This window comes from Marinobacterium sedimentorum (assembly GCF_024267675.1).
GTDB lineage: Bacteria > Pseudomonadota > Gammaproteobacteria > Pseudomonadales > Balneatricaceae > Marinobacterium_A > Marinobacterium_A sedimentorum.
On sequence record NZ_JALDYX010000004.1, the window covers coordinates 1 to 20,468 of the forward strand.

The window sequence follows — 20,468 nt, forward strand, 5'->3', positions numbered from 1 at the left end:
AGCGTTAACCTTTCGACTGCTCCCGTGCGATTGCGCGGTACGCGATATCGGTACGGTCAGTTAAAGAGCGCGCCTTACCAGCTACCCAGCATTTGCGTGAGGCGGGTGTTTCAAGCGAGCGTTAACCTTTCGACTGCTCCCGTGCGATTGCGCGGTACGCGATATCGGTACGATAGTAGGCGCCTTCCCAGCTGACCTGCTGCAAGAGCGCATAGGCGCGCTGCTGCGCATCGGTGACGGTCTCGCCCAGTGCTGTTACGCAGAGTACCCGGCCGCCGGCTGTGACGACCTGGCCATCACGCAGGGCTGTACCGGCGTGGAAGACCTTGCTGCCTTCCGGCGTCTGGGCAGGCTCGGTGATGACATCACCCTTGCGGTAGTCGCCGGGGTAGCCACCCGCCGCCATAACCACGCCTACGGCGGGGCGTGGATCCCAGTCGATGCTGACCTGATCCAGACGACGCTCGATGGCCGCCATGCACAGGTCTGCCAGGCTGGACTTGAGACGCAGCATTATGGGTTGAGTCTCGGGGTCGCCGAAGCGGCAGTTGTACTCGATTACCTTGGGCGTGCCATCGGCCATGATCATCAGGCCGGCATAGAGGAAACCGGTGTACTCGTTACCTTCCGCCGCCATGCCGCGCACCGTCGGCATGATGACTTCATCCATGGCGCGCTGGTGGATCTCCGGCGTCACCACGGGCGCGGGCGAGTAGGCGCCCATGCCGCCGGTGTTGGGGCCGGTATCGCCGTTGCCGACACGCTTGTGATCCTGGCTGGTGGCCATCGCCAGCACATGCTCACCATCCACCATGACAATGAAGGAGGCTTCTTCGCCGTCGAGGAATTCCTCGATCACGACGCGGCTGCCGGCATCGCCAAAGGCATTGCCCGCCAGCATGTCGCGGATGGCGTCTTCGGCTTCTTCAAGCGTCATGGCAACGATCACGCCCTTGCCGGCGGCCAGACCGTCGGCCTTGACGACGATGGGAGCACCTTTTTCACGTACATAGGCCAGAGCCGGCTCTATCTCGGTGAAGTTCTGGTAGTCTCCGCTCGGGATCTGGTGCCGTGCCAGGAAGTCCTTGGTGAAGGCTTTGGAGCCTTCGAGCTGCGCAGCGGCGGCGCTGGGGCCAAAAATGGCCAGGCCTTCGGCGCGAAAACGGTCAACCACGCCCGCCACCAGCGGCGCTTCGGGGCCGACGATGGTCAGGTCGATAGCCTTCTGGTGGGCAAAGGCAACCAGGCCGTCCAGGTCCAGCACGTCTATGGCGACGTTCTCGAGCTTGGCTTCGTTGGCGGTGGCGGCGTTACCGGGTGCCACGAATACGTTCTCGACACCGGCGTCACGTGCCACACTCCAGGCCAGTGCGTGTTCACGTCCGCCGGAACCGATGATCAATACTTTCATGCAATCTCCTTAACGCGCAGAGCCCCGCCGGGCGGGGCAGGGCACTGCAATCGGTATCAGTGGCGGAAGTGACGCATGCCGGTGAAGACCATGGCAATGCCGGCTTCGTCGGCGGCCTTGATCACTTCGTCATCGCGCATGGAGCCGCCGGGCTGGATCACTGCGGTGATACCAGCCTTGGCTGCATTGTCGATACCGTCGCGGAACGGGAAGAAGGCATCGGAGGCCATGACGGCGCCCTGTACCTGCAGCCCTGCGTGTTCCGCCTTGATGCCGGCGATGCGGGCGGAGTTGACGCGGCTCATCTGGCCTGCGCCGACACCGACGGTCTGACGGTTCTTGGCATAGACGATGGCGTTGGACTTGACGAACTTGGCCACTTTCCAGGCGAAAATCAGATCATGGATTTCAGCTTCGCTCGGCGTGCGCTGGGTCACGATCTTGAGATCGGAAGCAGCGATCATGCCGGTGTCGCGGCTCTGTACCAGCAGACCGCCGTTGACGCGCTTGTAGTCCAGGTCGTTGATACGCTCGGCTGACCACTGGCCGCACTCCAGCAGGCGAACATTGGCCTTGGCCGCCACGACAGTGCGGGCTTCCTGGCTGATGCTGGGGGCGATGATGACTTCAACAAACTGGCGATCCACGATGGCCTGGGCGGTGTCGGCGTCCAGCTCGCGGTTGAAGGCAATGATGCCGCCAAAGGCCGATTCGGTATCGGTGGCGTAGGCCAGCTCATAGGCCTGACGAATACCGCCTTCAGGGCTGACACCCACACCGCAGGGGTTGGCGTGCTTGACGATAACGCAGGCCGGCTTGACGAAGCTCTTGACGCACTCAAGGGCTGCATCGGTATCGGCGACGTTGTTGTAGGACAGTTCCTTGCCCTGCAGCTGACGGGCGGTAGCGATGCCAACATCGGCCGGATTGGCTTCAACGTAGAAGGCCGCTTTCTGGTGCGGGTTCTCGCCGTAGCGCATGTCCTGTGCCTTGATGAACTGGGTGTTGAAGGTACGCGGGAACTCGGCCGGCGCCTCTTCAGTACCATCAACGATGGCGCCCAGGAAGTTGGCAATCATGCCATCGTAGGCGGCGGTATGTTCGAAGGCTTTCACGGCCAGATCGAAACGGGTGCTGTGGCTCAGGCTGCCGGCATCTTTCAGTTCCGTCAGGATGCTATCGTAATCGCTCGAATTGACGACGATCGCGACATCCTTATGGTTTTTGGCGGCAGAACGCACCATGGTGGGACCGCCGATATCGATATTCTCGATCGCCATAGGCAGATCGCAGTCCGGCCTTGCAATGGTCGCAGCGAAGGGGTAGAGGTTCACCACCACCATATCGATAGGCGCAATGCCATGATCCTGCATGACGCCATCATCGATGCCGCGACGGCCCAGAATGCCACCGTGTATTTTCGGATGCAGGGTCTTGACGCGCCCGTCCATCATTTCGGGAAAGCCGGTGTGGTCGGATACTTCAACGGCGTTGATGTTCTGCTCGCGCAGCAGCTTGAAGGTGCCGCCGGTGGAGAGAATTTCGACGCCCTGGGCCGCGAGGGCCCGTGCAAATTCGACGATGCCGGTCTTGTCCGACACGCTGATCAGTGCGCGGCGAATCGGGGTGCTGTGTTGCTCTGCCATGGTAGTTCGGGTTTCCGGTTTCCGGTTAACGAATTGGATCTATTACAGCAGTCCGTACTGCTTCAGCTTCTTGCGCAGGGTACCGCGGTTCAGACCGAGCAGCTGGGAAGCCTTGGTCTGATTGTCCTTGGTATAGGCCATGACGGTTTCGAACAGCGGCGCTTCGACTTCTGCCAGAACCATCTGGTAGACGTCGGTGACCGGCTGGCCGTCCAGCTGCTTGAAGTAGTGCGTCAGAGACTGATGCACATTGTCACGCAGCGTTTGATTGCGCGTGTCCTGTGGCTGTTGCGTGGCAAGTGTCGGCTGTTTAAGTTCTTTAATATCCACTTTTCGTGTCTGTCCATTGCCTGTGATCAGGCCGCTGTCCCGCTTTGAGCCCACTGGGCAAAAAAGTCGTGAATTGCGGCGAACTGGTCGTCTGCTGTTTCCAACTGATTGAATGCTTGTCTAAAGCAATTGCCACCCTGTTCGGCCTGCAGGTACCAGCCCACATGCTTGCGCGCGATGCGCACACCCATGTAGTCACCGTAAAACTGGTGAAGTCCCTGCACATGCTCGAGCAGAATTCCCTTGATTTCAGCCAGGGGCGGAGCCTCAAGCCTGCGCCCGAAACGCAGAAAATGATCGATTTCGCGCAGCACCCAGGGGCGGCCCTGGGCGGCGCGTCCGATCATCACCGCATCGGCACCGGTATACTCCAGCACCGCGCGGGCCTGTTCGGGGGTGCGGATGTCGCCATTGGCAAATACCGGCAGCGATACAGCCTGCTTGATGTCTCTGATGGTGTCGTACTCGACCTCGCCCTTGTAGCTGCAGGCGCGTGTTCTGCCGTGCACGGCCAGGGCGCTGATACCTGCATCTTCCGCGATTTTCGCCACATTGAGTCCGTTGCGGTTGCTGGTATTCCAGCCGGTACGGATTTTCAGTGTGACGGGTACGTCAACGGCCCCGACCACTGCCTGCAGAATACTGCGTACCAGTGGTTCGTCCTGCAGCAGCGCGGACCCTGCCGCCTTGTTGCAGACCTTCTTGGCCGGGCAGCCCATGTTGATGTCGATGATCTGGGCACCGCGCTTCACGTTCATGCGCGCTGCCTGGGCCATCATCTCAGGGTCACCACCGGCAATTTGTACCGAACGGGGTTCGGGTTCACCGGTATGATTCAGGCGGTTGATGGATTTTCGGCTGTTCCATAGCCTTGTATCGGAGGTCACCATTTCGGACACGACCATGCCGGCACCGAGTCGTCGACAGAGCTGACGAAAGGGTCTGTCGGTAACACCTGCCATTGGTGCCAGAATTACCTGACTGTCAATGGTGTAGGGGCCGATTCGGAACATGGAGGACCTTTTTTCAGAGAAAAAAACACCGCAAAACCCAAATGGGCTTCGAACCTGGTTCACTCAAGGAAGGTGGGCAATGATACCGCTTCAGGCGAACGCGTCCAACCCGTATCTGATGAAAAAATGAACAAAAACGCGCTTGCGCTAAAGCTGGGCTGGTGCTAGCTGAACCTCATAGCTGACGGCGCGCCGGCCCGGATCCAGTATCGCCAGATTGACCTGGAAAGGCTGCGAATTCGGCATCTTCAGCGGATCCAGTATGTCGTCCAGATAGTCCTGCGGTTGCAGCACGCGGCGGGCGACGGTACGACCGCGAATGTCGGAAAAGCTTAGCGCAATGGCGGGGAAGGGCTGGCGGAAGCTCGCGGTGTTTTCCAGCAGAAGGTCGATGCTGAGGGCGTCCTCAAAGCGTGGGTGGGCCCGCACGATCAGCTGGCGGTTTTGAATCAGTTCCACTGCCTGGTAAGGCGGTATGGCGCACTCAAGCTGATGGCACAGAATGTCATAGGTGCCTGCCAGCAGCGGTTCTCGGGACCACTCGATACGGTTAAACCAGGCCAGCTGAGAGACCAGCAGTACAGAGGCCAGGAGGCAGCCAAGGCTCCAGCCCAGGACAGCGCCGGGGGCTGCGGACGCCACGGGGTGCATAAGCTCCAGCGGTTCGGCGTGCAGGTCCTGCAGTGCTGCCAGCCCCTGCGGTTGTGGCGTCGATTGCTGTGGGGGTTGTTGTATCCTTTGTGGTTGTGGTGTGGCCTGCCGGATCGGCTCATGCACAACCGGGCTGTCGACGTCGGCTTCTGTCGCCAGGGCGATGGCAGGCTCAGGCTGCGTGCTAGAGGCGGCAGGCTGTGCCTGTGAACTCTGGGCAGGCATAGGCGCGGCGGCAGGTACTTCCATTGCCGGCTCAGGCTTGTGTTCAGACAAAGCGGCCTTCTTGGTTGGCCCGTCGTGGTCATAGACGGGTGCTTCAGCTGCAATGGGTTCAGCAGTGGAAACAGCGCTGGCTTCCTGGCCATATTTGCCGGTGCCTGCGTGGTCGTATGCGCCTGGCTGTGTGATGGGGGGCTGTTCTGGCGCCTGTTCAGGCGGCTTTTCAGGCGTAGCATCCTGTGCCGGCGTTTGCAGAAATCGGGCGATTGGAATGGGTGCCGAGGGTTTCTCGGGCGCCGTCCTGCGCCATTCGCGCTGATGCCGATCCTGCGGGGCTTCGGCGGGGCTGCTGACTTCCAGCGGCGCATCGGGGTCAAAGGCGGTCGGGTCGTCCAGCGGATTCACCGGCTCTGCTGGCCGCTGCGTTTCTGCTGCCGTGCCGACGCTAGGGGTTTGCGCATAGCGCACATGCAGCGAGTATTCCTGTGGCGCCGGTCGTGCTTCGGCGTTGTTTTCTTTGCCGCCGGATTCAGGCTTTGGGTGCGGTGTCTCTGAGTAGGGCTGGTGTGCCCTGGCATCGAACACCCGCAGGCAGGCACCGCATCGAACCTTGCCATCGGCCAGCTTGAGCTGGCCTTCGCTGACATTGAAGCGCGTTTCACACTCCGGACATTCGGTGACGATGCCGCCGTTCATGGGTTATAACCTCGTGCCGGAGATCCTGATCCAGCCTTCGCGTTCAACAACCGGATCCAGTTTGAACCACTGACCGTAGGCGGCGCCAATATCGCCGGCCTGTCGTTCCAGCAGACCCGAAAGCGCGATGCGTCCGCCACTGCGTACGCGTGTGGCCAGTGTCGGTGCCAGTTCGACCAGCGGGCCCGCCAGGATATTGGCGACCAGCAGGTCGGCTTCGAGCTCAGGTGCCGCAGGTGGCAGGCAGGTGTGCAGGCGTGCGGGGTCGAGCTTGTTGCGTTCCAGGTTGCTGTTGGTTGCCTGCAGCGCCTGGACGTCTATATCAACCGCCAGTACATGGCGTGCGCCCAGCAGCAGGGATGCAATGCCCAAAATGCCGGAACCACAGCCGTAGTCGATCACCTGCTTGCCTTCCAGCGGCTCACCGTCCAGCCATTCCAGGCAGAGCGCGGTGGTGGGGTGGGTGCCGGTACCGAAGGCGAGGCCTGGGTCCAGCATCATGTTGACGGCACCGGGATCAGGCGCTTCGCGCCAGCTCGGGCACACCCACAGGCGCTGGCCAAAGCGCATGGGGTGATAATTGACCATCCACTCCCGCTCCCAGTCCTTGTCTTCAAGGATTTCCGCCTTGAGTTGTGGCATGGGCGTGCCGGCGAAGAGCTGGTCATGTGCCTGGCGCACGAAGCGGGTGGTCTCTTCGAGGTCATGTTCGGTGGCGAACAGGCCTGTGATGGTCGTGTTCGACCACAGCGGCGTGGTGCCCAGATCCGGCTCGAAAATGGGTTCGTCGGCCGAGTCCTGGTAGGTGACGGCGGCGCAACCGGCGGCCAGCAGAATGTCTTCATACTGCTCGGCGGCGTCCGGTTCAATGGAGAGCTTGATTTGTAGCCAGGGCATGGCGGATCCGTATTCGTAAGGTGTTATCGCTGAGTATGGCTGATTCATGCGACACAGGAAACCTTGCGGCTTTCCCGTGCTACGCATTGCGCCCGCCAGGGGTGTTGCGCGTCATACGCAAAAGCCCGCGAGTGCGGGCTTTTGCGGGCCCGGCCCCGGATTCCTGCGAAACCCGGGTCAGGGAGCGGGGTGGGCGTTTAGAGTCCCAGCTTCTTCTCGAGGTAGTGTATGTTGACACCGCCCTGGGCGAAGTTGGTGTCGCGCACGATCTCCTGATGCAGCGGAATGTTGGTGCGAATGCCTTCTACCAGCATTTCGTCCAGTGCATTGCGCATGCGGGTCAGGGCGATTTCACGGCTGTCACCGAAGGTGATCAGCTTGGCGACCAGTGAGTCGTAGTGCGGTGGCACGGTATAGCCGTTGTACAGATGCGAGTCCACCCGGATGCCAAAGCCGCCCGGTGTGTGAAAGTGCTTCACGGTGCCTGGGCTTGGCAGGAAGGTTTTCGGATCTTCGGCGTTGATGCGGCATTCAAAGGAATGTCCGCGTACAACAATATCTTCCTGCTTGTAGAACAGCGGCAGGCCCGAGGCGATGCGCAGCTGTTCCTTGACGATGTCGACACCGGTAATCATTTCCGTGACCGGATGCTCGACCTGGACGCGGGTGTTCATCTCGATAAAGTAGAAGTGGCCATCTTCGTACAGGAACTCGAAGGTGCCGGCGCCACGGTAGCCAATGGTGATGCAGGCATCGACACAGGACTTCAGGACCCGCTGGCGTGCTTCTTCATCGATATGGGGGGCCGGGGCTTCCTCGACCACCTTCTGGTGGCGGCGCTGCATCGAACAGTCGCGGTCATAGAGGTGGATGGCATTGCCCTGGCCGTCGGCCAGTACCTGAACTTCCACGTGACGCGGATTCTCGAGGAACTTCTCCATGTAGACCGTATCATCGCCAAAGGCAGCGGCGGCCTCGGACTGAGTGACATGGATGGAGTTCAGCAGGGCCGCTTCGGTGTGCACCACGCGCATGCCGCGTCCGCCACCACCGGAGGCGGCCTTGATGATCACCGGGTAGCCGATGCGGTGCGCGATGGCATGAATCTCATCGGGATCTTCGGGCAGCGGGCCGTCGGAGCCCGGTACCGTCGGGACCTTGGCTTTTTTCATGGCCTGGATGGCCGACACCTTGTCGCCCATCAGGCGGATGGTTTCTGACTTCGGGCCAATGAACGCGAAGCCCGAGCGTTCAACCTGCTCGGCGAAGTTGGCGTTTTCCGCCAGGAATCCGTAGCCGGGGTGAATGCCGCCGGCATCGGTGACTTCGGCGGCGCTGATGATTGCCGGAATGTTCAGGTAGCTGCTCTTGGAGGGGGCCGGGCCAATGCAGACGGCTTCGTCTGCCAGGCGCACATGCATCAGGTCGCGGTCAGCAACGGAGTGCACAGCGACGGTTTTGATACCCAGCTCTTTGCAGGCTCGCAGAATTCGCAGCGCAATTTCGCCTCGGTTGGCGATGACGACTTTTTCAAGCATCGGGTAAATTCCTTGATCTGGCGAAGAGGCGCTTAGACGATGGTGACGAGAGGCTGGTCGTATTCGACCGGCTGGCCCTCTTCTACCAGAATGGCTTCGATCACGCCTGACTTGTCGGCTTCAATCTGGTTCATCATCTTCATGGCTTCAACGATGCAGATCACATCACCGGCCTTGACGGTCTTGCCGACTTCAACAAAGGGCGGCGAGCTGGGTGACGGCGAACGGTAGAAGGTGCCGACCATCGGCGAGAGCACAACGTGGCCGTTAAATTCTGCAGCAGCAACTGCAGGCTCTGCGATAGCGGCAGGCGCTGCGGCAGCAACCGGTGCCGGGGCCATTGCCATCTGCGGGTAGCCGGCCGGCATCATCATCTGGGCAGGGGCGGATTGAGCCATGCGGCTGATGCGCACGGACTCTTCACCTTCCTTGATTTCGATTTCGTTGATGTTGGACTCTTCCAGCAGTTCGATCAGTTTTTTGACTTTGCGGATATCCATTATGATCTCTTTTTAAATTCTTGAAGTGGCGGAAGTGGGTTCAGGAGCCTGCCCGGCGACGATCAGACCCCGGTGAGTTACGCCAGACCGTCTATGACAGCCTGCAATGCAAAGTTGTATCCCTGGCTGCCGAAGCCGCAGATCACGCCCCTGGCGACATCCGAAAAATACGAATGGTGCCGGAATGCCTCGCGTGCGTGCACATTGGACAGGTGAACTTCGTAAAACGGAATGTCCACTCCCAGCAGGGCATCGCGCAGTGCGACACTGGTGTGGGTGAATGCCGCCGGATTGATAATGACAAAGGCGACGCCTTGATCCCGGGCAGCATGGATGCGGTCTATCAGCTGATATTCGGCATTGCTTTGCAGATGGCTCAGCTGATGGCCGGCGGCCTGCGCCTGCATTTCCAGCGAGCGGTTGATGTCCGCAAGCGTGGTGGCACCGTAAATACCGGGTTCCCGGGTGCCGAGCAGGTTCAGGTTGGGGCCGTGCAGCACCAGTATTTTTGCCATCAATAAAGCCTCAAAAATCAACAGACTTGCGACATGCAGGGGGTTAGATCGCATAGTTTGCATGAATCCGTAGGCAGTGTCTATCGCAAGCCATAATTTGCGGCGTTAGCGGCTATTTCAGCGAAGTTAACCTAGATTTCCTAGTCTGTTGTCTATCATTGATGATCTTTTTTTGTCCAGCTGGCGCCTTTCCTGCAAGGACAGCCGGTGCGTGCGCCGGGGTGGACGTTGACGCTGTTAGGCAAATCGGAGATAGTGCGTTGCAGCATTTAAAGGCACATCCAGGTGGAAGGGAATGGCATTGGAAAAACTGCAGCGGTGGTGGCTGGATAGGTGGGATCGTATAACAGCAGGTCCGGGATCTTCCGTCTGGCTCAAGGCTGCAGGCCTATTGCTTGGGCTTTATCTGCTGGGCGCATTGCTTGTGGGCATCTACTGGAGCTGGGAGCCGGGACGCTTTGACGTTCGTGGCATCGTTGCCGAGCAGAATACTGCGGCTCCGGTCGCAGGCGCCCATACTACCGCTGCACTGGTCACCATTGTTGAGACGCTGCTGGACAAACCGGGCGGTTACCTGCGTAACGATCGTCTGCCGCCGGGGGTCTGGCTCGACAACGTCCCGCGCTGGGAGTTTGGCGTGCTGGTTCAGGCGCGGGACCTGAGCCGGGCCCTGCGTAAGGCATTCAGCCGTTCCCAGTCTCAATCGACCGAGGACAAGGATCTGATCGAAGCCGAGCCCCTGCTGCATTTTGACAACAACAGCTGGCTGCTCCCACCGACCGAGCGGGAGTACCGCAAGGCGCTGACCTATCTTCGTTCCTATCAGGCCCGGCTCACCGACCCCGTTCAGCCTAAGGCTCAGTTCCATGCCCGGGCCGACAACCTGCAGGAGTGGCTGGCCGACGTCTCGACGCGCCTTGGCAGTCTGTCGCAGCGGCTCAGTGCCAGTGTCGGGCAGAATGTACTGGCTGAGCAACGGGTAGGCGAATCGGCGGCGCAGGTGACGCAGACATCGAACGGCGCGCAAGCCGAAATCCAAACGCCCTGGATGCAGATCGACAACGTCTTCTTTGAGGCCCGCGGTACCGCCTGGGCGCTGGTGCATATCCTGAAAGCAGTGGAAATCGACTTTGCCGACACGCTGGAGAAAAAGGAAGCGTTGGTTAGCTTGCGGCAGATTATCCGGGAGCTTGAGGCGACGCAGAGCACTATCTGGAGCCCGTTTATCCTGAATGGCACCGAGTTCGGACTGGTGTCCAACCACTCCCTGGTGATGGCCTCCTATATTTCCCGGGCCAACGCGGCCATTATTGACTTGCGAGACCTGTTGTCGCAGGGCTGAGGCGAGTGCGGAGAATTAAATGAAGCGTGTTGTATTCAACCAGAAGGGTGGTGTGGGCAAATCCAGCATCACCACCAACCTGGCCGCCATCAGCGCGACCCGGGGTCTGAAAACGCTGGTGATCGACCTGGATCCGCAGTGCAACTCGACGCACTATCTGTTGGGCGAGAATGCGGCCCATACCCAGACGGATATCCGGGACTTTTTCGAGCAGATGCTGAGTTTTCAGTTGAAGGCGGCAGGGCCGGATGAGTTTGTGCACGAAACACCCTATGAGAACCTGTTTCTGATTCCATCCAACCCGGCTGTTACCGATCTGCAGGCCAAGCTCGAGTCCAAGCACAAGATCTACAAACTGCGTGACGCCCTGGTTCAGCTGGACGACTACGATGCCATTTACATCGATACGCCGCCGGCATTCAACTTTTTCACGCTGTCGGCCCTGGTGGCGGCGGACCGCTGCCTGATCCCGTTTGACTGTGACGAGTTTGCCCGCCAGGCGTTGTACAGCCTGATGGATAACGTGCGGGAAACTCAGCAGGATCACAACGATCAACTGCGGATCGAGGGCATAGTGGTGAACCAGTATCAGCCGCGGGCGACCCTGCCGCAGAAGATGGTGGCGGATCTGATGGCGGAAAATCTGCCGATGCTCAGCAGCAAGATTTCATCCTCGGTGAAAATGCGTGAATCCCATAATGAATCGCGCCCGCTGATTCATATGGCGCCCAATCACAAGCTGACGCAGGAGTTTGTCGCCCTGTTCGACGAACTGCACCCCTGAGGGAGCTTCAACGAATCCCGTAAATACACCGTAAAAAAGCCGACCTGGGCAGCAACTGCCCAGGTCGGCTTTTTTACGGTGTCCAGTTGCTACATGCCCTTGACGGCGAAGATGCCCGGCGCGTTGCGCCAGTAACCGTGGTAATCCATGCCAAAGCCAAACAGGTAGCGGTCCTCGGCGTTGAGGCCGACGAAGTCTGCCTTCATGCCCGGGCGCGCCTTGCGCTCATGCATCTTGTTGACCAGTACCGCCGTGTAAACCTCGGCGGCGCCTTCGCGTTCGAAATGGTCGATGATTTCCGCCAGGGTGTGACCCTCATCCAGAATATCGTCGATGATCAGCACCGGGCGACCCTTGAACTCCACCATGGGCGGTACCTTCCACTCCAGACCGAAGCCGCGGGTGCTGTTGCGGTAACGGGTCGCGTGCAGGTAGCTGGCTTCGAGCGGGAAATCGAGCCGTGGCAGCAACTTGCCGCCAATCACCAGACCGCCGTTCATAATGCTGAACAGAACGGGGTTGCGATCGTGCAGGGTCTGGCTGATGGCATCGGCCATGGCGTCTATGGCGGCTTCCACCTCGGTGGCGCTGTACAGCAGGTCCGCTTGGGCGTAAACCTCGCGGATATGGTCCAGGTCAGTATTGGGCATGGGATCGGGCGTCAGAATAGAAAAAGTGTTCAGGCGCCGGGCGATGGGCCCGGTGCGGCTCATCGGGACCACAATACTGACTGACCGGTCAGATGGCAAGCCGACCGGCGGATGACAATCAGATGCCTTTTGGCTAGGATGCACCCACATTTTCTGACCGGCACGACAATTGCTGGATAAATCGGGTCCCGGGCGTGCGCTTCGGGCGACGTCTGTCTGGCCCGGTGCGGTTGTCAGCCTTTAGGCTCTGACCGTTTTGGGTCGCTGGTTTAACATGGGATCCGGCTTGCTGACCGGATTCTGACTGTTGTCAAAGAGGTTTGTGCATGAGCGTTCACGAAATCCGTCACCCACTGGTCCGTCACAAGCTGGGTCTGATGCGGGCCGCCGGTCTGAGTACCCGCAGTTTTCGGCAACTTGCGTCGGAGGTTGGCTGTCTGCTGACCTACGAGGCGACCAAGGACCTGGAGCTGGAAACCTATCAGGTGGACGGCTGGTGTGGTCCCATGACGGCGGAGCGCATCAAGGGCAAGAAAATCACCGTGGTGCCGATTCTGCGCGCCGGCATCGGCATGCTCGATGGCGTGCTGGAGCTGGTACCCGCCGCCAAGATCTCAGTTGTGGGTCTGTATCGCGACGAGGAAACCCTGGAGCCGGTGCCGTACTTCGAAAAACTGGCCAATGACATTGAAGAGCGCATGGCGCTGATCATTGATCCTATGCTGGCCACGGGCGGTTCTCTAATCGCCACCATCGAGATGCTGAAGAAGGCGGGTTGCACCAGTATTCGTACCCTGATTCTGGTGGCAGCACCGGAAGGTCTCAAAAAGGTGCAGGAAGCACACCCGGACGTGGATATCTTCACCGCGTCTGTTGACAGTCACCTGGATGAGCACGGCTACATCATTCCGGGTCTTGGCGACGCCGGCGACAAAATTTTCGGTACCTGAGGAAAACTGAACCATGTCTCACCACGGTGAATATCACCTGAGCGGATGGCGCACGGCGCTGGCCGGTTCGCAAATGCTGTTCGTGGCCTTCGGTGCTCTGGTGCTGGTACCGTTGCTGACCGGGCTGAACCCGAGCGTTGCCCTGTTTACGGCCGGTGCCGGTACGCTGCTGTTTCAGATAGCCACCAAGCGCACGGTGCCGGTCTTCCTGGCCTCGTCCTTCGCCTTTATCGCACCCATCATCTATGGCGTCCAGACCTGGGGCATTCCCGCCACCATGGGCGGGCTTATGGCGGCCGGGATGCTGTATCTGCTGCTGTCGCTGGCGGTGAAGATCCGAGGTGCCGGCTTTATTCACCGGCTGATGCCGCCGGTGGTGACAGGCCCCATTATCATGGTGATTGGCCTGGGGCTGGCGCCGGTGGCGGTAAACATGGCCATGGGCAAGAGCGGGGATGGCGCTTTCGAACTGTTCCCCTATGCCGATGCCATGCTGGTGTCCATGGCGGCGCTGCTGTCCACCCTGGTGGTAGCGGTGTTCGCCCGCGGCATCTTTCGCCTGGTGCCTATCCTCTCTGGTGTACTGGTGGGTTACCTGCTGGCCAACCTGATGGGCATGGTGGATTACACGCCGGTGCAGCAGGCAGCCTGGTTCTCGGTGCCGGCCTTTGTGGCGCCGGAGTTCAACTGGCAGGCGATTCTGTTCATGCTGCCGGTTGCCATTGCGCCGGCGATTGAGCATGTCGGCGATGTGCTGGCCATCAGCAGCGTGACCGGCAAGGACTACCTGAAAAAGCCCGGCCTGCATCGCACCCTGCTGGGGGACGGTATCGCAACGTCTGCCGCCGCCATGCTCGGCGGGCCGCCGAACACGACCTATTCGGAAGTGACAGGCGCGGTTATGCTGACCCGTGCATTTAACCCGGTGGTGATGACCTGGGCTGCGGTCTTTGCCATCGCCCTGGCCTTTATTGCCAAGATTGGCATTCTGCTGCAGACCATTCCGACCCCGGTGATGGGTGGCATTCTGATCCTGCTGTTCGGCTCCATTGCCGCGGTGGGGATGAATACCCTGATCAAGGCGCAGATTGATCTGGGCGAGCAGCGCAATCTGGTGATCGTCGCTACGGTGCTGGTGTTCGGCATCGGCGGCATGGTCGTCGGTCAGGGTGAAATGAGTCTGCAGGGCGTGGCTCTGAGCGGCTTTGCCGCCATTATTCTGAATCTGATATTGCCGCGCAGTACGGCGGATACGGACGATCTGGGCATGGAAAAAGTGCTGGTGGATGAGATGCTGGAGCGCGGGCATTAGCAGCCTGTCGGACTCGACATTGATCTACCCGGCTCGGGCATCCTGCTTCGCCCTAGCTTCTACATCCATGCAGTCGTGCGGAAAAGCCGCCTCTTTGCGGTAAAGAGGCGGCATTTTTGTTTACTCTTTATAGGGCCACTATTCACAAGCTAGATCCCTGTAGCTTGCCAGGTGGGCAGCTTACGCTGTGTAAATTGGCTATCACGCCGATTTAGTGCCTCAAAAGAGTTCAAAAGCCCGCTCAAATCAGCCGGCTCTCGCTACGGCCAGCATTCTCGGACAGCCTCCTGCGTTTTCCCGGTACACAAGGGTGTTGGCTGGCCTGACGCGGGCCGCCCTTCGCCCTGGTCGCTCCCTGGATATAGCCGCTTCGGTAGCGTGTCTTTGGCCGACTTGACGCTTCAGGCGCAAGCCGGTAACGTAGCCGCGCGTTGTGCACATGCAAAAATAGGCTGTTTTGGCCGGGCTGTGTCGGCACTTTTTCTGCGTGTTACAGGTGGTTCTGCGCGAACCACAGACCGCGAACATCCCGGGCCCAACCGGTATGCTTCGCACCTCTTTTATTCCCGGTGACAGCATGGCGGTGCTGTCCCAAGCTTGATGACCTGACGGATAACGGATGATTAACTCTTTGCAACGGCACTGGTTCTCCAACACGCGTGGTGATCTGCTGGCGGGCGCTGTGGTAGCGCTGGCCCTGATCCCCGAGGCGATCGCTTTTTCGATCATCGCCGGTGTAGATCCCAAGGTGGGTCTGTACGCGTCCTTCTGTATTGCGGTGGTGATTGCCTTTGTCGGCGGCCGCCCCGGCATGATCTCGGCGGCGACCGGTGCCATGGCGCTGCTGATGGTGACCCTGGTGCGTGATCACGGGCTTGAGTATCTGCTGGCGGCCTCCCTGCTTACCGGGGTGCTGCAGATCGGGGCCGGTTATCTGAAACTTGGCAGTCTGATGCGCTTTGTATCCCGCTCGGTGGTGACCGGTTTTGTCAATGCGCTGGCGATCCTGATCTTTATGGCGCAGTTGCCGGAGTTGATCGACGTGACCTGGCATGTCTATGCCATGACGGCGGCGGGGCTTGGCATCATCTATCTGTTTCCCTACGTTACCCGTGCGGTGCCGTCACCGCTGGTGTGCATACTGTCGCTGACCGGAGTGTCGATGTATCTGGGGCTGGATATCCGTACCGTCGGCGATATGGGCGAGCTGCCCGATACCCTGCCTATTTTCCTCTGGCCCGATGTACCGCTGAATTTTGAAACCCTGCAGATCATCTTCCCCTACGCCGCCGCCATGGCCGTAGTTGGCCTGCTGGAGTCCATGATGACTGCCACCATCGTCGATGATCTGACCGATACGTCCAGTGACAAGAACCGCGAGTGCAAGGGGCAGGGCGTGTCCAATATTGCCTCCAGCCTGCTCGGTGGCATGGCGGGTTGCGCCATGATCGGCCAGTCGGTGATCAACGTGAAGTCCGGCGGCCGTACCCGCCTGTCGACTCTGACCGCCGGCCTGCTGCTACTGATCATGGTGGTGTTCCTCGATGAGTGGGTGGCACAGATTCCGATGGCAGCGCTGGTCGCGGTGATGATCATGGTATCCATCGGTACCTTCAGCTGGGATTCGATCCGCAATCTCAAACAGCATCCGCTGTCGACCAACCTCGTCATGATCGCGACCGTGGTGGTGGTAGTCTTCACCCACAACCTGGCCTACGGCGTTTTCGTCGGAGTGCTGCTGGCCGCCATGTTCTTTGCCAGCAAGGTGGGGCACTACATGCGGGTTGATACCCATCTGGATGAGACCCAGTCGCTGCGTGAGTACCGGGTGTCGGGACAGGTATTCTTTGCCTCGGCAGACAAGTTTATCGCCGCCTTTGACTTCAAGGAAGTACTCGACAAGGTGGTGATCGACGTTACCCATGCCCATTTCTGGGATATCACCGCCGTCTCGTCACTCGACAAGGTGGTGGTCAAGTTCCGCCGCGAAGGTACCGAGGTGGAAGTCTGCGGGCTGAATGAAGCCAGTGCCACCATCGTTGACCGTTTTGGTGTTTACGACAAGCCTGGCAATGTGGATGAGCTCATCGGGCACTGACGCCCTCGGCCGCAGGCCGGCTTTAATGGCGTAACAACAGGAGCTTGGGGGCTTTTCTGCTCGCGCAGGCATGCTATGGTTGAGCTCTGCGGTGTGCCACAGGCAGGGGCGCCGCAGGCAGATATGTCCCGTCCAACGCTGTACAGGGAGAGTGACCATTCATGAATAAAGTATTTGCCTGTGTTGGTGCCATGCAGTCTTCGGCGGCGGTGTGCGACAGTGCCAGCTGGGCCAGCAAGCGCCTGGACGCGCCCCTGGTGCTGCTGCATGTGCTGGATCGCAGCGAGAATGTGACAGAGGTGGACCTGAGCGGCAACATTGGTCTGGGCAGTCGCGAGCATCTGCTTGAGGAGCTGGCCACGCTGGATGAAAAACGTGGCCGCCTGGCTATCGAAGCCGGCAAGGCCATGCTGGATGCCGCGGCAGCGCGGGCCCGCACCAGCGGCGTTGAGGCGCCCGCCCTGATGCAGCGTCACGGTGATCTGGCCGAAAGTCTCGGTGAGCTGGAAGCGGATATCCGGCTGCTGGTGATCGGTCTGCACAGCACCCAAAATCACAGTCCGGGCATGCCGGTGGGCAGTCATGTCGAGAGTGTGATTCGCACCATGCATAGGCCCATCCTGGCCATTCCTGGTGAATTCTCCGAGCCCAAAAGCTTTATGCTGGCCTTTGATGGCAGTGTCACCACCCTCAAGGGGGTCGAGATGCTGGCGGCCAGTCCGCTGTTTCGGGGGCTGCCCTGTCATCTGGTGATGGTCGGGGCGGATACGGCGGAGCATCGCGTGGCCCTGGATAGTGCCCGCAGCACGCTGGAAAAGGCCGGTTTTACAGTGACTGCAGCATTGAAAAGCGGTGATGTGGAGCCGGTACTGCATGCCTACCAGACCGACAACAATATCGATCTGATGGTGATGGGGGCTTACGGTCACTCGCGCATTCGCCAGCTGCTGGTCGGCAGCACCACCCGCAACATGCTCAACAACACCCGCAGCCCGCTGCTGTTGCTGCGCTAAGTCTTAACGGGCGCAGCGCCCCGGCGCTGCGTTTCTGTCTTATTCTTGCTCCTTGCTCCTTGCCCTCTTTTTTCCACTTTCTACCTTCCACTTTCCCAGCAGGCTGCCGGCCTCACTCCGCAGCACTCATTTCCTGAATCAGTGCGCCGGAATGCGGATACCGGGCTCGATGGCCTCGATGGCTATGGCTGAAAAGCCCAGTTTGATGCAGTTCTGCGGCAGGTCGTCGGTGTAGTGATAGCTGTCGCCGGAGATAATCAGGATGCCTTTTTGCGCGGCGGCCCGCTCGAGCTCGGCGGCATTGATCCCGCTTGGCAGGGAGCACCAGAACGAAGATCCGCCTGAGGGCAGAATATAGCTGCCGGGCAGGTGGGCGTTGAGCCCTGGGCCATGATTTCACTGCGCTGGTGGGGTTGGCAGCTGGGCTTCCATTGCCACGGCTGGCAACAGCTGTGGCCTTTTTGGTGGTGCTCTCAGTCGGCGCCGGTGGTGTCCCGTATCCGGTGATCTGCGTTTATTCTGCGGTACTGAAGTCACCATGGTGAGGGCACAGCCTGGGCAGGGTGGCCTTCATGTCTGTCTTCAGTACCTGGGCACTTTGCCTTCGCTTCATAGCAGCCAGGATACTCATCGCTGGATTTCAGCACGCCGGGGTCGGGTCGCCTGGTTCCGGTTTTTTTGTGCCTGTCGTTTGCATCTGAAGGCCGATCTGTGGCGGTACAGGAGCGCTGGCGAGCAGGGGGATGATCAGTTTTTGCCGGGGTCCATGTTGTCATGCAGTTGTTCCAGCAGGCCGTTGAGTCGCTTGATCTGGGCGGCGGTAAGCCCCTGAAAGCAGCGCCTGAATATTCCACTCACCGATTCGCGCACCAGTTCGAGACGGTCGCGCCCTTCCGAGGTCATGGACGCCAGTGTCACGCGACCGTCCGTGGGCGAAGTTACAAGCTCAATCAGCCCCTGGTCACGCATGCGGTAGAGGATCTTGGTGGCGGTGGGTAGCTTGGATACGGCCTGGTCGGCGATCTCCGAGATGCTGATCCGGTCCTGCTCCATCAGAATCATCATGATGCGCCAGCGGGGCACATCCATATCAATTTTCTTCAGTACCCGCTCCATTTCCTGGGCGTAGAGTGCGTTGACCCGTGCGACCCAATAGAAGGGGAATTCCTGGCGATGGAAGTTCTCGCTCAGCGGATCGTACATATCAAACTTGCTTTTTGCAGCTGTCATCTTCGGTTAGTTCCCGGGTTCTTCTCGCCAGGCAGCTGTGCAGCAATGCGTCTCCAATCGCTGCGACAGCTCGGCAATAACTTGATTTGGCAAGTATACAGTAGCGCCGTGTCTAAGATCACGCCGGTGCCCCGCGCTGGTGCAAATCGTTAGATTTATGCCCTGGAAAGTAACACTAAAATAAATTTTATTGTTATTTTTTTGGAGGCCGTATTTGTGTTTATGAAATTTTGTCAGCATGACTGTGCTCTGTTCCGTCTTGCTTATTGTTGTTGGTGGTGAGTGTGTTTTGCTATTAATATATTGATATATAAGTAAATTTTTAATTTATCTGGCAGCTTTTAAGATTATCCATATCTGTGCGAAGTATTCATCTTGTGATGTTGTCACGTTGTTTCGAGTGGTTTTTTGCTTGCCTTATTAATTGACATATCAAGTGAATAGTGGAATTCTTGTTTCATCTTCACCGCGCTAAGTGGGTGGCTTGCCAACCCGCTGTGACACTAACAAACACAACGGCGAGTAGACGATGACGGTATTTGTACAAGAGTGCGCACTGGGTTCTGCCAACGGGTTGCGTGTCGCCATCAAGGATTCGATTGATATTCAGGGCATGCCAACCCGCATGGGCAGCGCAGCTTTGGCGCAGGCCGCGCCTGCCGTCGAGCATGCCGAGGTGGTGGCGCTATTGCTTGAGGCGGGCTGCCATATTGTGGGCAAGACCAACCTGCATGAGTTTGCCTTTGGCGTCAGTGGCATCAATGCCGTTTTTGGTACGCCGCTCAATCACCGTTATCCGGACCTTGTACCGGGTGGTTCGTCCAGCGGTTCTGCCGCCGCCGTGGCGGCGGGCGATGCCGATATCGCACTGGGAACCGATACCGGGGGCTCGGTGCGTGTACCGGCTGCCTGCTGCGGTGTCTATGGTTTCAAACCCAGCTTTGATCGCGTCAGTCGCCAAGGTGTCTGGCCCGCCAGGACTTCACTCGATTGTGTCGGCCCTTTTGCGGCAGACCTTGCGCAGCTTGAACGTGCCCAGGCCTGGATCGATCCCTCCTTCGAGGCAGTGCCCTTTTGCGGTGAACTGAGCATTGGCCTGGTGTCGGTCGATGCGAATGCGTCCATTAGCAAGGCGGTTGCCGACTATGTGGCGGCCAGTGGCTGTGATGTCGCTGCGGTCGAGCTGCCTTTGCTCGAAGCCGCCTTCGAGGCCGGGCTTGCCGTCATCAATGCAGAAGCCTGGGGCGCCTTCGGTGCCTATGTTGAAACGGGTCTGGTGGGGGCCGATGTTGCTGCGCGGCTCAGAAATGCCGCCAACACCGGCCAGCAGGCATTGGCCCAGGCGGAACAGGTTCGGCGCGACTTTCGTGCAGAGGTGGATGCCATGCTCGCACGCTACAGCGTACTGGTACTGCCGACCCTGCCGGACTTCCCCTTGCTGCTTGCCGACGCCCTGGCCGGCAAAACCGATATTCGCAGCACTGCGCTGGTGCGTCCTTTTAACCTTTCCGGCCACCCGGCACTGACTATTCCGCTGGAGATCGACGGCCGGCCGGCCGGTATTCAACTGGTGGGACGCCACGACCAAGACGCGCTGCTTTTTGCAGCTGCCCGCGAGCTGGAGCGTCGTGTGACTGCATACAACAACAAACATCAACGGAGCGCTTAAC

Annotated in this window: 18 protein-coding genes; 7 read left to right on the top strand and 11 right to left on the bottom strand. The window is 59.4% G+C overall.

Features of this window, described 5'->3' with window-relative positions; translation table 11 throughout:
• Positions 1-121: 121 nt before the first annotated feature.
• From purD to aroQ, 9 genes are all read right to left on the bottom strand, one after another.
• Positions 122-1,411, bottom strand: coding sequence for a phosphoribosylamine--glycine ligase (purD, locus tag MRS74_RS05460; RefSeq protein ID WP_254579272.1), 1,290 nt, complete (start codon positions 1,409-1,411; stop codon positions 122-124).
• 56 nt (positions 1,412-1,467) lie between these two features.
• Complete coding sequence (purH, locus tag MRS74_RS05465) at positions 1,468-3,057, bottom strand: bifunctional phosphoribosylaminoimidazolecarboxamide formyltransferase/IMP cyclohydrolase (protein WP_254579273.1); 1,590 nt, start codon at positions 3,055-3,057, stop codon at positions 1,468-1,470.
• Positions 3,058-3,099: 42 nt separating this feature from the next.
• The gene (fis, locus tag MRS74_RS05470) at positions 3,100-3,381 is read right to left on the bottom strand and encodes a DNA-binding transcriptional regulator Fis (protein ID WP_051103951.1); all 282 of its coding nucleotides are present in this window, start codon (positions 3,379-3,381) and stop codon (positions 3,100-3,102) included.
• A 32-nt stretch (positions 3,382-3,413) separates the two neighbouring features.
• On the bottom strand, positions 3,414-4,400 hold the full coding sequence (gene dusB / locus MRS74_RS05475; protein ID WP_254579274.1) for a tRNA dihydrouridine synthase DusB: 987 nt from the start codon (positions 4,398-4,400) through the stop codon (positions 3,414-3,416).
• A gap of 147 nt (positions 4,401-4,547) precedes the next feature.
• A complete protein-coding gene (locus MRS74_RS05480; RefSeq protein WP_254579275.1) occupies positions 4,548-5,969 on the bottom strand; it encodes a DUF3426 domain-containing protein in 1,422 nt (473 codons plus the stop codon).
• A 3-nt stretch (positions 5,970-5,972) separates the two neighbouring features.
• Positions 5,973-6,866 (bottom strand): 50S ribosomal protein L11 methyltransferase, encoded by an 894-nt coding sequence (gene prmA, locus MRS74_RS05485; protein ID WP_254579276.1) that lies wholly within the window; start codon positions 6,864-6,866, stop codon positions 5,973-5,975.
• Between the two features lie 197 nt (positions 6,867-7,063).
• Entirely contained in the window at positions 7,064-8,404 is a 1,341-nt protein-coding gene (gene accC / locus MRS74_RS05490; RefSeq protein WP_254579277.1) for an acetyl-CoA carboxylase biotin carboxylase subunit, read from the bottom strand.
• 32 nt (positions 8,405-8,436) lie between these two features.
• Entirely contained in the window at positions 8,437-8,904 is a 468-nt protein-coding gene (gene accB / locus MRS74_RS05495) for an acetyl-CoA carboxylase biotin carboxyl carrier protein (protein ID WP_254579278.1), read from the bottom strand.
• 77 nt (positions 8,905-8,981) lie between these two features.
• Positions 8,982-9,419 (bottom strand): type II 3-dehydroquinate dehydratase, encoded by a 438-nt coding sequence (gene aroQ, locus MRS74_RS05500; protein ID WP_254579279.1) that lies wholly within the window; start codon positions 9,417-9,419, stop codon positions 8,982-8,984.
• A 295-nt stretch (positions 9,420-9,714) separates the two neighbouring features.
• Between aroQ and MRS74_RS05505 the strand changes: the two genes are divergently transcribed.
• Positions 9,715-10,761, top strand: coding sequence for a DUF2333 family protein (locus MRS74_RS05505; RefSeq protein ID WP_254579280.1), 1,047 nt, complete (start codon positions 9,715-9,717; stop codon positions 10,759-10,761).
• 19 nt (positions 10,762-10,780) lie between these two features.
• Complete coding sequence (locus MRS74_RS05510) at positions 10,781-11,545, top strand: ParA family protein (protein WP_254579281.1); 765 nt, start codon at positions 10,781-10,783, stop codon at positions 11,543-11,545.
• Positions 11,546-11,634: 89 nt separating this feature from the next.
• Here MRS74_RS05510 and MRS74_RS05515 read toward each other — a convergent pair whose 3' ends face one another.
• Positions 11,635-12,195, bottom strand: coding sequence for a hypoxanthine-guanine phosphoribosyltransferase (locus MRS74_RS05515; protein WP_254579466.1), 561 nt, complete (start codon positions 12,193-12,195; stop codon positions 11,635-11,637).
• 326 nt (positions 12,196-12,521) lie between these two features.
• Between MRS74_RS05515 and upp the strand changes: the two genes are divergently transcribed.
• From upp to MRS74_RS05535, 4 genes are all read left to right on the top strand, one after another.
• The gene (gene upp, locus MRS74_RS05520; RefSeq protein WP_254579282.1) at positions 12,522-13,145 is read left to right on the top strand and encodes a uracil phosphoribosyltransferase; all 624 of its coding nucleotides are present in this window, start codon (positions 12,522-12,524) and stop codon (positions 13,143-13,145) included.
• A gap of 13 nt (positions 13,146-13,158) precedes the next feature.
• Positions 13,159-14,457 (top strand): uracil-xanthine permease family protein, encoded by a 1,299-nt coding sequence (locus MRS74_RS05525; protein WP_254579283.1) that lies wholly within the window; start codon positions 13,159-13,161, stop codon positions 14,455-14,457.
• Positions 14,458-15,076: 619 nt separating this feature from the next.
• The gene (locus MRS74_RS05530) at positions 15,077-16,555 is read left to right on the top strand and encodes a SulP family inorganic anion transporter (protein ID WP_254579284.1); all 1,479 of its coding nucleotides are present in this window, start codon (positions 15,077-15,079) and stop codon (positions 16,553-16,555) included.
• Positions 16,556-16,716: 161 nt separating this feature from the next.
• Positions 16,717-17,568 (top strand): universal stress protein, encoded by an 852-nt coding sequence (locus MRS74_RS05535; protein ID WP_254579285.1) that lies wholly within the window; start codon positions 16,717-16,719, stop codon positions 17,566-17,568.
• Between the two features lie 747 nt (positions 17,569-18,315).
• Here MRS74_RS05535 and MRS74_RS05540 read toward each other — a convergent pair.
• The gene (locus tag MRS74_RS05540) at positions 18,316-18,798 is read right to left on the bottom strand and encodes a MarR family winged helix-turn-helix transcriptional regulator (protein ID WP_254579286.1); all 483 of its coding nucleotides are present in this window, start codon (positions 18,796-18,798) and stop codon (positions 18,316-18,318) included.
• 529 nt (positions 18,799-19,327) lie between these two features.
• Between MRS74_RS05540 and MRS74_RS05545 the strand changes: the two genes are divergently transcribed.
• On the top strand, positions 19,328-20,467 hold the full coding sequence (locus MRS74_RS05545; protein WP_254579287.1) for an amidase: 1,140 nt from the start codon (positions 19,328-19,330) through the stop codon (positions 20,465-20,467).
• Position 20,468: the final 1 nt, after the last annotated feature.

Coding starts and splice junctions, on each gene's coding strand:
- purD (WP_254579272.1), bottom strand. CDS start 1,411: ATGAAAGTATTGATCATCGGTTCCGGCGGACGTGAACACGCACTGGCC.
- purH (WP_254579273.1), bottom strand. CDS start 3,057: ATGGCAGAGCAACACAGCACCCCGATTCGCCGCGCACTGATCAGCGTG.
- dusB (WP_254579274.1), bottom strand. CDS start 4,400: ATGTTCCGAATCGGCCCCTACACCATTGACAGTCAGGTAATTCTGGCA.
- MRS74_RS05480 (WP_254579275.1), bottom strand. CDS start 5,969: ATGAACGGCGGCATCGTCACCGAATGTCCGGAGTGTGAAACGCGCTTC.
- prmA (WP_254579276.1), bottom strand. CDS start 6,866: ATGCCCTGGCTACAAATCAAGCTCTCCATTGAACCGGACGCCGCCGAG.
- accC (WP_254579277.1), bottom strand. CDS start 8,404: ATGCTTGAAAAAGTCGTCATCGCCAACCGAGGCGAAATTGCGCTGCGA.
- accB (WP_254579278.1), bottom strand. CDS start 8,904: ATGGATATCCGCAAAGTCAAAAAACTGATCGAACTGCTGGAAGAGTCC.
- aroQ (WP_254579279.1), bottom strand. CDS start 9,419: ATGGCAAAAATACTGGTGCTGCACGGCCCCAACCTGAACCTGCTCGGC.
- MRS74_RS05505 (WP_254579280.1), top strand. CDS start 9,715: ATGGCATTGGAAAAACTGCAGCGGTGGTGGCTGGATAGGTGGGATCGT.
- MRS74_RS05510 (WP_254579281.1), top strand. CDS start 10,781: ATGAAGCGTGTTGTATTCAACCAGAAGGGTGGTGTGGGCAAATCCAGC.
- MRS74_RS05515 (WP_254579466.1), bottom strand. CDS start 12,195: ATGCCCAATACTGACCTGGACCATATCCGCGAGGTTTACGCCCAAGCG.
- upp (WP_254579282.1), top strand. CDS start 12,522: ATGAGCGTTCACGAAATCCGTCACCCACTGGTCCGTCACAAGCTGGGT.
- MRS74_RS05525 (WP_254579283.1), top strand. CDS start 13,159: ATGTCTCACCACGGTGAATATCACCTGAGCGGATGGCGCACGGCGCTG.
- MRS74_RS05530 (WP_254579284.1), top strand. CDS start 15,077: ATGATTAACTCTTTGCAACGGCACTGGTTCTCCAACACGCGTGGTGAT.
- MRS74_RS05535 (WP_254579285.1), top strand. CDS start 16,717: ATGAATAAAGTATTTGCCTGTGTTGGTGCCATGCAGTCTTCGGCGGCG.
- MRS74_RS05540 (WP_254579286.1), bottom strand. CDS start 18,798: ATGACAGCTGCAAAAAGCAAGTTTGATATGTACGATCCGCTGAGCGAG.
- MRS74_RS05545 (WP_254579287.1), top strand. CDS start 19,328: ATGACGGTATTTGTACAAGAGTGCGCACTGGGTTCTGCCAACGGGTTG.